We start from the raw sequence: 13150 nt of genomic DNA on the forward strand, positions 1-13150 counted from the left end.
ATGTCCCCCTCAATACGAGCCGGCTTGGGGCGGCGGTCGCGCCGGGCCGCGGCCCGGTCACGTCTTCAGCGGTCACTTCTTCACACGTACCGTCTTGGTCGACCGGGTCTCGAGGGTCATCGAGTCGGCCTCGCTCACGTTCTTACGGAACCGAACCGTACCCTCCTTCGCGTCGACGACGTCCACCACCTTCTGGAGCAGCTTGAAGGTGCCGTCGTTCCCGGTCGCGTGCGCGATGCGGACGGCGGCGCCCAGCTTGGCCGTCGCGGTGTCGACGTCCCCGGCGCGGTGCGCCTCCAGGCCCTCCTGGATGGAGGAGGCGAGCTCGGCCTGCCCGGTGTAGTGGGCGACCTGCGGGCTGATCCGGGTGGAGGAGGCCAGGTCGTCCGTCCAGACGGCCTTGACCAGGCCCTGGGAGAGCACCTCGGGGGTGCCGCCGGCCTGCGGGGGCAGCACCAGGCTGATCCGGGCGGCGAGCATCTCGTTGCCGATCGGGGCGGCCGGGACCTCGACGCAGACGTGGTAGTCGCGGCTCTCGTCGCCCCAGGAGCCGGTCGGGTAGTCGCCGGCCCGCGGTCCGGCCTCGGTGCGCCGGGCGGTGAGGTCCTCGACGGAGGGGGCGACCTGCTTGACGAACTTGACGGTGGCGTTGGCCGGGGTCCAGATCCGCAGGGCGACGTCGGCGACCTGCTTGCCCATCGCGCCGGCCATCATCGAGCGGAAGTCGTCGGCCAGGCCCGCGGGTTCGGCGACGATGTCGACGGTGCCGAGCAGCGCGGAGGAGATCCTGCGCAGTTCGTCGATCTTCCAGTCGGTGCCGACGCCGCGGCAGTCCGCGGTGAAGTGGCCGGTGACGCGCTCGATGGCCTTCTCCAGCTCGGCCGCCGACTCGTGCTCGTTCTTGCCGTCGGTGAGCAGGATGGCGTGCCGGATCGGGATGTCCCGGCGGGTCAGGAAGAGCTTGTCGGCCTTGGCCAGCCAGGTGCCCATGGCGGTGCCGCCGGCGGCTGTGAGCCGCCGCAGCGCCTCCTTGGCGTGGTCGCGGGTGGTGCCGGAGGCGATCGCGAGGGTGCCGTCGCCGGGGTAGATGTCGCGGGCCTCGTGGGTGCCGGCGACGACGGCGAAGGCGGTGCCGTCGCGCAGCGCGTCGATGGCGGCGGCGGTGGCCTCGCGGGCACCGTTGATCTTGGTCTTCGGGTAGTCCATCGAGCCCGAGCAGTCGACCAGGATGACCACGGCGGTCGCGGCGTCGGTGCCCTGCGGTCCGGCGTCGGCGATGCCGAGCGGACGGCCGCCGGAGGTGCCGCCGCCGGTCGCGGTGACGGTGACGATGGCGTTGACCTCGCGGGCGCCGTCGGCGAGGAACTCGTTCTGGAAGATGTCCACGTCGAACCTGGGCAGGTTCGGCTTAGCCAGTGTTGCCATGGGCCGGTGGCTCCCGTCGGGATGAGGGGTTGATGCGCTTCGGTCGGTGGGCCCGCCCGGCGGGCCGCGGGCGGCGCCGGGCGGGACGGGCCGTCAGGCCGTCGGCGGGTGCGGCGGTTGCGGCGGGATGGGCGGCACTCCGGGTACTCCGGGCAGTCCGGGCGCGTCCGGGGCGCCCGGCGGTCCCGCAGCGGGTGCCGGAGGGGCCGGAGCCGGGGCCGGGGGCAGCGGGGCGGCGGGGGAGCCGATCACCGGGATGTTCGGCAGCGTCGGCTCGTAGTCCTCGTAGTCCTCGTAGTCCTCGTCGTCCTGGGGCGCCCCTGCGGCCGCGGCACCGGCCGGGGCGACGGCCGGCATGTCCAGCGCGGTCGGCGTCCGCTCGGCCTCGACGGCCTCGCGCGGCGGCGGGTCGATCGGCAGGACGGCGACCGTGATGTTGTCGTGGCCGCCAGCGGCGACGGCGAACTTCACCAGGGTCTGCGCCGCCGCGAGCGGCTCGGTGCGGGCGTCCGGCCGGACGTAGTAGGCCAGGTCGGTGGCGGCCTCGGCGTAGTTCCAGAGGCCGTCGGTGCAGATCAGCAGCACCCCGGGGACGTGCGGGGTGAAGTCGAGGGTGTGCGGGACGACCTCCTCGGCGTCGGCGCCGAGCCAGCCGGTGATCGCGTGGGCGCGCGGGTCGGCGTAGGCCTCGGCCTCGCCCATCAGCCCGGCCTCGACCATCCGGGCCGCCCAGGAGTCGTCCTGGGTGAGCCGGAACGGCTCGGCGGCGGCCCGGTCGTCCGGGATCCAGTAGGCCCGGGTGTCGCCGACCCAGCCGATGGTGATCCGGCCGCCGGCCGCTATCGCGCTGACGTAGGTGCAGGCGGGCGCGTTGAGGTCGGGCCGGGCGGGCCCGGCGCCGTCCTCGGCGAGGTCGGCGACCGCCCTGGCGGCGTCGGCGATGGCCTGGCGCATCGCGGCGCCCGGCTCCCGGCCTGCCTCCAGGGCGCTCAGCAGTGACTCGGAGGCGGCGTCGACGGCGGTCGCGGAGGCCTCGTCCGGCCGGTCGGAGGAGGAGACGCCGTCGCACACCACGGCGACCACGACCGGCTCGCCGCCGGGCAGCGAGGTGGCGGCGACGGTGAACGAGTCCTCGTTGCGGTGGTGGCGCACGCCGCGGTCGCTGACCCCGGCGACGCCCGCGAGGGCCTTCTCCATGTGGTCGCGCGGCCGCGGCTGCGCGCCGCCGCAGGCCTCGCAGTAGCCGTCGGCGGTGACCTGCGCCAGGCCGCAGTGCACGCAGACCGGCCCGTGGTGGGACGGGACGGCCTCGGCGTGGGCGGCGGCCCAGCTCGCGGGCATCGCGCCCGGCGCCGGCCGGCCGTCCCGGCCGGTCCCGCAGGCGCCGCAGAAGGCGTCCTCCGGGTCCAGCGGCTCGGAACAGCTCGGGCACACGGTCTGCTGCGGCATCGGTTACACCCACGTCCTGGGGCGGGCACGGTTGGCCCGTTCCACCATCTCGATCCTGGTCTCGGCCCGGTCGGCCAACCGGGCGAGTACCCGGTATGACTGTTCCAGGGCGAAGCGCAGTTCCCGCTCCTGTGCGGGGCGTCCGAGCACGGTCGGGTGACCGTGCCGGTCGGCGCCCGCGGCGCCCGCGGTGACCCAGCCGAGGGCCGCGTCGAGCACCTCGACGGACAGCTCCTCGCGGCGGCGGTCGTCCAGCCGAAGCGCCGTCAGCTGGTCGGAGCCGGCCGCGAGGTCGGCGCCGAGCGGTTCGGTGGCGGTGCGCTCGCGCAGCCGGGCGCGGACGGCGGCGATCCGGGCGGCGGTGTACTGGCTGGAGGTGGCCGGGATGGACTCCAGGACCTGGACGGCGCCCGGCCGGTCGCCCTCGCCGAGGCGGACCCTCGCGAGGCCGAAGGCGGCGCTGAGGTAGGACTGGTCGGTGGTCCAGACGAGCCGGTAGAACTCGGCCGCGTCGCCGCTGTCGCCGAGCAGTTCCGCGCAGATGCCGAGGGCCAGCTTGGGGGCGCTCTCGCCGGGGAAGGCGTCGTAGACCGCGTCGAAGGCCTCGGCGGCGGCGCGCAGCGAGGCCTCGCTGGGTTCGCCGGGGCCGTCGGGGCCGTCGGGGCCGGCTGCGGCGCCGACCAGGGCGGCCAGGCCGCGGTACCAGACCACCCGCCAGTCGTCGGCGTGGTCCTGTTCCAGCGCGGCGAGCGCGGCGAGGGCCTCGGTGTGGCGGCCGAGTTCGAGCTGGGCGCGCAGTTCGCGCAGGCGGCGCTCGGCGGAGTCGACGGGCGCGCCGGCGAGGGCGGCGAGCGCCTCCTCGGGGTCGGTGGCGAGCAGGGTGGCGAGGAAGCCGGCGTTGGGGTCGGCGGGGTCGACCCGGGGGACGGGCAGCGCGAGGGCGGCGGCGGCCGGGTCGAGCGCGGCCACCCGGAGCTGTCCGGCCTGCTCGGTGGGCAGCACCAACTCGGTGTCGACGACGCGCAGTTCGGGCCCGAAGAGGGTGGAGAGTGCGGGTCGGGGCCGGTCGTCCTGGAGGGCCAGGATCTCGCGCAGCACGCCGGTGAGCTGGTCGGCCATTTCCTCGGCGGAGGCGAACCGGCGGGCCGGGTCCGGGTCGGTGGCGCGGACCAGGAAGCGGTAGTAGGACTCGTAGCGGGCGAAGACCTCGACGTCCTCGGGGCCGGGCAGCGAGTCGCGGTAGGTGGTGCTGTAGCCCTGGAAGTCGAAGGTGAGCACCGCGAGGGTGCGGGCCACGGTGTAGAGGTCGGAGGCGGGGGAGGGGCCGTGGGTGGCGATCTCCGGGGCCTGGTAGCCGACGGTGCCGTAGATCGGGCCGTCGTGGTCGAGGCGGCAGACGGCGCCCATGTCGATGATCTTGAGCGCGTCGCCGCTCTGGATCACGTTGTCGATCTTGAAGTCGCAGTAGATCAGGCCCCGGCCGTGCAGGTACCCGAGCGCGGGCAGCGCCTCCAGCGCGTAGGCGATCGCCTGCTCGACGGGCAGCGGATCGCGCCGCCCGTCCGGCGTGCGGCGGTCGTTGGCGATGTCCTTGAGCGACTTGCCGCCGACGTACTCCATGACGATGTAGCCGTCGGTGGAGCCGGACGTCAGGTCCGGGTGCTCGGCGAAGTTGATGATCCGGACGATGTTCGGGTGGTCCACCTCGGCCAGGAACCGGCGCTCGGCGACGGCCGCGGCCAGCGCGTCCTCGTCCCCGGTGTTCAGCAGGCCCTTCAGCACGACCCACTTGTCGTTGACGCGGCGGTCCACCGCCAGGTAGATCCAGCCGAGGCCGCCGTGCGCCAGGCAGCCCACGACCTCGTACTGCCCGCCGACCAGGTCCCCGTGGCGCAGCTTCGGCGTGAACGAGTACGGCGTCCCGCACTTGGTGCAGAAGCCGTCCGGGCGGCCCGGACGACCGTTCTTCTCCCGGCCCACCGGCGCGTCGCACTTGGCGCAGAACCGCTTGCGCTCCGGCACCTCGGGGTCGACCAGCACCGCCAGGGACGGGTCGGCCGTCTCCACGGTCGGGACGGTCACCAGGCCGGCGCCGAGCCGGCTGCGGGCGCCCGCGCTGACGCTGCCGCGGGTGCTGCGCACCGAGACCGAGCGGCTGCTGCCGGTACGGGTCGAGCGGTGCGAGCGGGAGCGGCCGGACATCGAGCGGCTGCTGCCGGTGCGGGCCGACATCGAGCGGATCGAGCCGCTGCGCGCGGAGTCCCCGGAGATCCGGGCCGAGGGCACGTACGGCTGGGTGATCCCGGTGTCGCCGCCGGGCGCGGTGAGGCCGCACTCGTCGCAGTAGCCGTCGGCGTCGATGGTGCCGGAGCAGTCGCGCGGGCAGGGGGAGCCGGGGCCCGCCGTCTGCGGCGGCGCGGCGGTCGCGGTCCCGGTGCTCGCGCCAGCCGGGGCCAGCCCGCACTCGTCGCAGTAGCCGTCGGCGTCGATCGTCCCCGTGCCGGTGCAGTCCGGCCGTACGCACGCCTCGCCCATCAACCTCAGCCCCCCTGTACCTGTCCGTCGACCGGCGCCCGGCCGGCCTCCTCGTGTGCGGTCTCGGCGTGCGCCGGCCGCAGCGACTGCTGGAAGCGGGCCACCGCGGCGGCCGCCGCCCGCAGGTCGCAGGGCGCGCTCCACAACAGCCAGCGCGCCTTCTCGTACCGCTCGATCACTTCCGGGTCCTCGGCCACCCGCAGCCGGGCGGCCATCGCCTTGTACGCGTCCAGCCGGCCGCGCAGTTCCGCGCGGACGGCCAGCGGCTGGGTCACCTCGGTGAGCGACTGCCGGGCCCGGGCCAGCTCCTTGGCGGCGGCGTCCTCCAGCGCGTCCAGCAGCGTCGCCAGCCGGATCCACTGCCCGTTCTGGCGCAACTCCAGTGCCGTGACGATCCGTTCGCGCAGCGCCGAGGCGGGGCCCGGGACGGCCGGCACGTCGCTGGCGGCTATCTTCGCCAGCACCTCGCCGCGCGCCCGGCGGGCCTCGGCCAGCGTGGCGTCGGCCCGCTGGAGCAGGTCGCCGACGCCCTGCAGGCGCTCCTCGGCGTCGTCGCGCAGCCGCAGCAGGTCCTCCAGCTCCAGCCGGACGCCGTCCAGCGCCCGCCCGGCCCGGTCGAACCGCTCGGTGTCCACCATCCCGGACGGGCAGGCGAAGGCGCCGCCCTCCGGCACGGTGCCGCGCTGGGCGGGCACCCGGGCCGGGCGCCACAGCGCCAAGGGGTCGCTGCGGACCTCGGCCCGCAGCTGCGTCAGGTCGGCGGCGAGCCCGGCCAGGTCGTCCCCCAGCGGGTGGCTGCCGATGTGCACGCCGAGCGAGGCGGCGAGGGTCTGCACCCGCTGCAGTTCGGCGAGCAGCAGGTCGATCCGGGCCGGCAGCGCGGACCAGACCGCGTCGGCGGCGCTGACCACCTCCAGGACGGTGGCGTACCAGGAGTTCATCCGGGCCATCAGCGCGTCCAGGCTGATCCGCTCGACCAGCTTGGCGGGCGCGCCCAGCAGTTGCGCCCCGTCCGGCAGCGCGCCGCCCGGGACGGTCACCGCGTCGCCGGTCAACAGCTCGCTCAGTTCGGCGAGTTCGGGTCCGCCGGGCTTGGCCTTGCGGGCCCGCACGGCGCGGGCCGAGGCCAGCGCCTCCGAGTAGCGGTCGAACAGCGCCCACAGCAGCGGCAGGCCCTGTCCTGCGACGGCCCAGCGTTCCTGTGTCCGCCCGGTCAGCTCCGCGCCGTCGAGCAGCCGCAGTCCCGGATGGTCCTGCAGGGCCAGCAGCGCCGACTCGACCGCGTCGCGCTCCGCGCCGAGGCGCGCCAGCGCGCGGTCCACCTCCTCCCGGCTCAGTACCGGGCCAGCAGATGCCACCCCGTCCATCCTTCCTTGCGTCCGATCCGGCCGTGGACAGCGCCGGATCTCCCCGTACACGACGGGTCTCCCCGTGGTGATCGTCCCGAACCCTAACCGGTGGTCCTTCGGACGGAGCGGGCGCGGGGCGTCAAGACCGCGTCAACGGCGTGCTGACGTGCCGCCCGCGCCCGCCGGGCCGTCAGCGGGCCGCCGTGCCCGGCCAGTAGTGGTCGGCCTCGTTGAGCATGTACGGCTTGAGCCACCGCTCGTACGAGCTGCGCCAGGCGCCGCTCGCGTAGTAGTCGGCGAGCACCTGGTTGACCCGTGCGGTGAGATCGGGGCTGTCCTTCGACACCGCGACGCCGATCACCTCCGGCTGCACCTCGCCGTCCACGATCCGCACGGTCTGGTCCTGGGCGGCCTGACCGGCCGCCAGGCCGTCGTCGGTCATGGTGGCGTCGATCTTGCCGAGTTGCATGAGAACCAGGCAGTCCAGCTGGTTCTCCACCACCGTGAGCGCCTTGGCGGTCTTCTTGTCGTTGAGCACGTTGAAGGCCGTGGAGCCCTTCGCGGCGCACACGGTCTTGCCGTTGATCGCCTCGTCGACGCTCTTCACCGGGGACGACCGGGGCACCAGGACCCGCTGGGTGATGTTGAAGTACGGCTTGGAGAAGGCGACGTCCTCCATCCGCTTGCAGTTGACGGTCATGGTGCGGACGATCAGGTCGACCCGGTGCTTCTGGACGGCGTCGACCCGGTCGGCGGTCGCCACCGGCTTGAGCACCACCTTGTCCGGGTCGCCCATGATCGCGGCGCCGATCGCCCTGGCGAGGTCGATGTCGAAGCCCTCGATCTGGCCGGTGTTGGGGTTGCGGGCGCCCCAGCGGTAGCTGTTCTGGTCCACGCCGATCACCAGGCTGCGCTTGGCCTTGATGGCCTTCACCGCCGGGCCGTCCTCGCTGCTCGGCGGGACGCTCCGGTAGATGTCGCAGGGATCGGCCTGCGCTTCCTGTGCCGCCTGCGGTGCGGCCGTCCCCACGGTGGCGGCCGGTGCGGCGCCGGACGGGCCGCCCCCGCCGAGCACGGCGGCGCAGGACGCCAGCAGCGCCAGCGCCGTCACCGACCGGGTCCGTACGGTCCCCTTGCGCATCTGTCCGTCTCCCCCTCTACCGGTACTCGGCCAGTCGGCGGCCGAGACCGCGCAGCGCCGCCGCGGCGGCCACCAGGCCCAGCACCGCGAGTGAGACGGCAGCGGTGCGCAGGTCTCCGTCGGTGCCGTCGGCGGCCTTGTGGAACTCTTGCTGCTCGATGCCGGCGGCCTTCGCGAGCTGCTGGTCGGTGGCGTTGAACGAGGCGTCGGCGGTGTTCGGCGCCTTGGCCTGCTCGGCCGTCACAGTCTCGTCCAGGGCGCCCTGGTAGTCCGCGTTGTCGATCTCCAGTTTCCGGGCGTCGTCGTGCCGGTCGTGCCAGGTGTCGTACTGCTGCGCCGCGTCGGCGACGGTCACCCGGGCGACCGGGGGAGCGAGCCGGAAGGCCTCCGGCAGGGATCCGGAACGGGCGTCCTCCGGCGTGCCCTTGGGAACGCTCTTGGACAGGTGCTCGGTGGTCTTCGTCCACAGCTCCGCGTACTGGGCGGTGGAGCCGCGGGCGACGTAGTGCAGGTTCTCCGCCAGGCGGGCGGTCAGCACGTCCACCCGCGCGGTGTTGAGGGCGCGCAGCGGGGTGGCGCCGTCGCGGTCGCTGTCCTTGAGCGCGGCGCCGGTGGCCGCGCTGGTGACGCCCAGCCAGAGCGTGCCGGCCAGGACGGCGGCGGTGGCGCCGAGCAGTCCGACGTTGAACACCCGGTTGGTGCGGCGGTACAGCACCACCTGCACCCACACCAGCGCGCCGATGGTGACCACGGCCAGCAGGTACGCCCCCCACGGTGCGGCCTTGGCCTCGGCGTAGTCGTCGGCGAGCTCCTGGTTCTCCGCGGCCGTCAGCTCGGCGGCGGCCGGGAGCAGCACGGTGCGCATCTGATCGGAGGCGTACCGCAGGTAGGCGCCGCCGAGCGGGAAGCCCTGCCGGTTGTCCGCCCGGGCGCTCTCCACCAGGCCGGCGTAGACCGGCAGTTGCTGGTTGAGCCGGGCCAGCGAGCCCTGCGCGGGCGAGGAGGCGGTGGTCCGGGCGGCGGCCTCGGCGACCAGCCTGGCGGCCGTCGACAGGTCCTGCTCGTAGCGGTCGCGGACGGTCTTCGGCTCGGCGCCGGCGAGCAGGAAGCCGGTCGCCGCGGTGGTGTCCGCGTCGGCGAGGGAGCGGTGGATGTCCGCCGCGGCCTGGCTCAGCGGCTGGCTGTACGACACCACCCGCTCGGCCGCCTGCGCCCTGGTCTCCAGCTGCCAGGCGGTCAGCCCCCCGAACGCCGCGGTCAGCACCGCCAGCACCGCCCCGGCCAGCCGCAGCCGTCCCGGCGCGGTCCGCGTGGCGCGCGCCAGCCGGGCCTTCACGCCGGACGGCGTGAGGGCCGACGGCAGCCGGTTCGCGGGCGCGCCGCCCGGCCGCGGCACCGCGGCGCCGGGCCGGGACGGCGCCGCCGGTGGTCTCGCCCCTGCCGGAACCACGGCGCCCGGTGCGCCGTTACCCACTGGTGTTGCCAACCGCCTCATCCTCCCCTGGGGCCGCCCCGTCATCCGGGGTCCGGCCGATGCCAGCAGTATGGCCGTGACTCCCCCTGGCCACACCCGAGTTGCGCCGATCTTGAGGTTCGCCGTGCACAGTTGAGGCCCGCCGCCTCCGCTTCGTCTTCACTTGTCGGGTTCCGTCGTCCTCTGCGGTCCTCTGTCGTCCTCGTTGGGAGGCGGGCGGCGATCGGTCCGACGCGGGCGGCACCCGGTGCGGTTCCCCGGACCGGGCGGAAGGCGGGCATCCGCTTGTGTGGTGCCGGTGCAAACGCCCGTCCGGCCGTCGCCGCGAGGGCGCCCGTGCCCGCGCTCCGTACGATGGGGCCATGCGCCTGCTTGGAACGATCGCCCCCGACCGCCCGCTGCTCGTCGTCGCCGTCCGCGAGGAGGCCGCCTACCTCGACGACCGGCTGCCCGTGCTGCTCACCGGGATAGGGAAGATCAACGCCGCCGCGGCGCTCGCCACCGTCCTCGCCCAGGGCGAGAAGCCCGACGAGGTGATCAACCTCGGCACCGCCGGCGCGCTGCGCCCCGGCTGGGAGGGCACCCACCACGTCACCCAGGTCATCCAGCACGACCTCGACAGCCCCGCCCTGCTCGCCCTCACCGGCCGCAGCTACGGCGCCCCGCTGATCGTCGGAAGGGGCGACGGCCCGGTGCTCGCCACCGGCGACCTCTTCGTCTCCGATCCGGCCGCCCGCGACCGCCTCGCCGAGCATGCCGACCTGGTCGACATGGAGGGCTACGCCGTCGCCACCGTCGCCCACCGCGCCGGCCTCCCGGTCCGCCTGATCAAGCACGTCAGCGACGAGGCCGGCGACGGCGCCGCCCACTCCTGGCGCGAGTCCGTCGACGACTGCGCCCGTCACCTCGCCCACTGGGTCGCCGCCCAGGGCTGGTGACTGTTCATCATGTTTGATCGCCAGGGCGGCGGCGTGATCGCTAGGGTGGCGCGGTGACCGAGAACACCGCGCCGAGCAAGCGCTCAGATAACCGTCCGCCCGGCATCAACGCCGACGAGCCGACCACGCTGCTGTCATTCCTCGACTACCTGCGCGAGGCCGTCATCGGCAAGCTCGCCGGGCTGTCCGACGAGGACGCGCGGCGGCCCAAGGTGGCCTCCGGGACCAGCCTGCTGTGGCTGGTGCGGCACCTGACCGTGGTCGAGCTCAACTGGTTCGAGTGGGCCTACCAGGGGATCGGCGAGGAGCCCCGGGAGTCCGACGAGGTCCCGCTGGACGGGGCCACCGTGGCGGAGGAGATCGCCGCGTACCGGGACGCGATCGCCCGGGCGAACAAGGTGGCCGCCGCCGTCGGCGCGGACCTCGACCGGCCGGGCGCCCGCTCGCTGCGGCCGGGTGGCGAGGCGCCGTCGATGCGCTGGGTGCTCGTCCACATGATCGAGGAGACCGGACGGCACGCCGGGCACGCCGACATCATCCGCGAGCAGCTGGACGGGGCCGTCGGGCGCTGAGACGGCGGAGGGCGCGCTCCCCGGGGAGCGCGCCCTGCCGGGGTCCGACGGGCTCAGGCGCCCGCAGGGGTCAGGCGTCGAAGACCGAGAGGTCCAGCGCGTTCAGCCGCTCCGGGTCGGTCAGCACCTCGATCGAGACGATCGCGCCCGCCACGACCGTGAACGCCATGACGGACATGGCCGTGCCGTTGGGGCCGATCACCACCGCGCCCGCCGCACCGTTGATCAGCGCCGGGCGCGCGAACGGCGACAGCCCGCCCCACAGCACCGCCTGGCCGGCCACCGTGGCAGCACCCGCGAACACCACCGTGTGCCGGGCCCGCAGCGCGCCGCCGTCCGAGCGCAGCACCACGTCCGGGTCGAGGACGGCCACCAGCGCGTCGAGGTCGCCGTCGCGGGCGGCGGCGAAGAACGCGTCCACCGCCACCCGCTGCCGGGCCAGGTCCTTGTCGGGCGCCGGCGCCTTCCCCTGCACCCGGCGGCGGGCCCGGCTGGCCAGCTGGCGGGCCGCGGCGGCGGTTCGCTCGATCAGCGGGGCGATCTCCTCGAACGGCACCGCGAACAGGTCGTGCAGCACGAACGCGACCCGCTCGGCCGGCGACAGCGACTCCATCACCACCATCAGCGCCAGCCCCACCGAGTCCGCGAGCACCACCTCCTGCTCGGGATCCACCACGCCCTCCCGCCCGATCAGCGGATCCGGGATGCGCGGCCCACCCGACTCGCCTGCCTCCAGCGGCTCCTCCCGGCGCTGCGCGCGCGAGCGCAGCAGGTTCAGGCAGACCCGGGAGGCCACCGTGGTCAGCCAGCCGCCGAGATTCGTCACCCCGCTCGTGTCGGTGCGGTCGTACCGCAGCCACGCCTCCTGGACGGCGTCCTCGGCCTCGGCGATCGAGCCGAGCATCCGGTACGCGACGGCGCGCAGATGGGGCCGGTGCTCCTCGAACAGGTCGGCCGGCGTCATGTTCTCGTCCACCGTGTCACGTTCCTTCGTCGGCGTTTGGTCGGAGCAACAGATGCACACGCAACCTAGCCGCCGAGGCCGGGAGTTCAACGCCCGGGCCAGCCCTCCTGATCATTCCGGCTTAGGGTGGCCGACATGACGTCGCTGCTCGCCGCCATCCGCGCCAACCCCGCCGCCCTCGACTACCTGCTCTGGCCCGGGGACTTCGACCTGAACCACTACCAGCACGTCGAGGAGGTCGTCCTCGCCTCCGGCCAGCTCCTGGAGCCGGTGGCCAAGGACGGCGGGGGCGGCACGTTCTTCTTCTGCGGGGAGAGCGAGTTGGGTGAGGCGCGCCCCGTCCTCTACGCCGACTCCGAGGGCGGCGCCGCCCTCATGGCCCTCGACCTGCGCGAGCTGGTCCGGCTGCTGCTCACCGTCCCGTGGTGGCGCGACTGCCCCAACCTCACCGAGGAGGAGAGCGCCGAGGCCGCCGAGGAGTACCTGGAGGACGAGCCGGACCTGCTCGCCGACCGCGACGCCGCTGCCCGCGCCCTCGGCCTGGACCTCCCCACCGAGGCCGAGGCCCTCGCCCGCCTTCGCGAGGTCGCCACCGGCCCGGGCCGCGACTACGTCCTGCTCAACGCCGAGGAAGGCTGCGCCTACTCGCCGCTGATCTGAGCCCCGGCGGCCTTCAGCACGGTGCCGGTGGTGACCACCTTGGCGAACCGCATCGCATGCAGCACGGTGCCGGTGGCGCGGGCGAGTTCGGCCGCCGGCACGGTCACGCCGTCCGGGCCGGTCATGTCGAACGCGTGCATGGCGTCGACGGGGAAGACCGCGTCGTAGCCGAGGTTGCCGGCCATACGGGCGGTGGTCTCGTTGCACACGTTGGTGATGATCCCGGTGACCACCAGCTGCCGTGCGCCGCGCTCCTGGAGCCAGGCGTGCAGGTCCGGGGTGCCGTAGAAGGCGGAGTTGACGGTCTTCGTGATGTGCAGGGCCGGGGTGATGCCGGCGACGAAGTCCTTCAGCGCGTAGCCGGGCGTCCCTTCCACCAGAGGGCCGGACGAGGAGGCGTGCTGGACGGTGACGATCGGCCGGTCCGTCTCCTGCCAGACGGCGATCAGCTCGGCGATCCGCTGCTCGGCCTGCGGGTTGTCGCGAGGGCCCCAGAAGTCGTGGTCCTCGAAACCCTTCTGAACGTCGATCACGATCAGGACGGCGTCGGGGTCGAGGGTGAGCGGGGCGTCGAAGGCGTCGGTGTTCGTCATGCGTCCATCGTGCTCGGGGTGGCGGCGCGGGCGTGAGCGGCAGTGGTGCC

11 protein-coding genes are annotated in these 13150 nt (G+C 74.3%); 3 read left to right on the forward strand and 8 right to left on the reverse strand.

Annotated features, from left to right (window positions below; all coding sequences use genetic code 11):
* Positions 1-72 precede the first annotated feature (72 nt).
* The 6 genes from F7Q99_RS19305 to F7Q99_RS19330 all read right to left on the reverse strand — a co-directional run bounded on the left by F7Q99_RS19305 (position 73) and on the right by F7Q99_RS19330 (position 9385).
* The gene (locus tag F7Q99_RS19305) at positions 73-1425 is read right to left on the reverse strand and encodes a VWA domain-containing protein (RefSeq protein ID WP_153463081.1); all 1353 of its coding nucleotides are present in this window, start codon (positions 1423-1425) and stop codon (positions 73-75) included.
* 93 nt (positions 1426-1518) lie between these two features.
* On the reverse strand, positions 1519-2874 hold the full coding sequence (locus F7Q99_RS42625) for a PP2C family serine/threonine-protein phosphatase (protein WP_195911111.1): 1356 nt from the start codon (positions 2872-2874) through the stop codon (positions 1519-1521).
* Between the two features lie 3 nt (positions 2875-2877).
* Complete coding sequence (locus F7Q99_RS19315) at positions 2878-5409, reverse strand: serine/threonine-protein kinase (RefSeq protein ID WP_153463083.1); 2532 nt, start codon at positions 5407-5409, stop codon at positions 2878-2880.
* A 5-nt stretch (positions 5410-5414) separates the two neighbouring features.
* Positions 5415-6776 (reverse strand): hypothetical protein, encoded by a 1362-nt coding sequence (locus F7Q99_RS19320; RefSeq protein ID WP_407697805.1) that lies wholly within the window; start codon positions 6774-6776, stop codon positions 5415-5417.
* 172 nt (positions 6777-6948) lie between these two features.
* Positions 6949-7899, reverse strand: a complete 951-nt coding sequence (locus F7Q99_RS19325) for a glutamate ABC transporter substrate-binding protein (protein ID WP_153463085.1) — start codon at positions 7897-7899, stop codon at positions 6949-6951.
* A 16-nt stretch (positions 7900-7915) separates the two neighbouring features.
* Entirely contained in the window at positions 7916-9385 is a 1470-nt protein-coding gene (locus F7Q99_RS19330) for a hypothetical protein (protein WP_153463087.1), read from the reverse strand.
* Positions 9386-9735: 350 nt separating this feature from the next.
* Between F7Q99_RS19330 and F7Q99_RS19335 the strand changes: the two genes are divergently transcribed.
* Positions 9736-10311 carry a nucleosidase gene (locus F7Q99_RS19335; RefSeq protein WP_153463089.1) on the forward strand — a complete coding sequence of 192 codons (576 nt, stop codon included), beginning with the start codon at positions 9736-9738 and terminating at the stop codon, positions 10309-10311.
* A 53-nt stretch (positions 10312-10364) separates the two neighbouring features.
* The gene (locus tag F7Q99_RS19340) at positions 10365-10883 is read left to right on the forward strand and encodes a DinB family protein (RefSeq protein ID WP_326846873.1); all 519 of its coding nucleotides are present in this window, start codon (positions 10365-10367) and stop codon (positions 10881-10883) included.
* Positions 10884-10953: 70 nt separating this feature from the next.
* Here F7Q99_RS19340 and F7Q99_RS19345 read toward each other — a convergent pair whose 3' ends face one another.
* Positions 10954-11859, reverse strand: a complete 906-nt coding sequence (locus tag F7Q99_RS19345; RefSeq protein ID WP_326846874.1) for a sigma-70 family RNA polymerase sigma factor — start codon at positions 11857-11859, stop codon at positions 10954-10956.
* Between the two features lie 123 nt (positions 11860-11982).
* Here F7Q99_RS19345 and F7Q99_RS19350 point away from each other — a divergent pair, with 123 nt between their 5' ends.
* Positions 11983-12507 carry a hypothetical protein gene (locus F7Q99_RS19350; protein WP_153463091.1) on the forward strand — a complete coding sequence of 175 codons (525 nt, stop codon included), beginning with the start codon at positions 11983-11985 and terminating at the stop codon, positions 12505-12507.
* On the opposite strand, the gene F7Q99_RS19355 is transcribed toward F7Q99_RS19350, so the two are convergent.
* Positions 12489-13100, reverse strand: a complete 612-nt coding sequence (locus F7Q99_RS19355; RefSeq protein WP_153463093.1) for a cysteine hydrolase family protein — start codon at positions 13098-13100, stop codon at positions 12489-12491. The two genes, F7Q99_RS19350 and F7Q99_RS19355, sit on opposite strands and share 19 nt — an antisense overlap.
* Positions 13101-13150 lie beyond the last annotated feature (50 nt).

The organism is Streptomyces kaniharaensis (assembly GCF_009569385.1).
Classification (GTDB): Bacteria; Actinomycetota; Actinomycetes; order Streptomycetales; family Streptomycetaceae; genus Kitasatospora; species Kitasatospora kaniharaensis.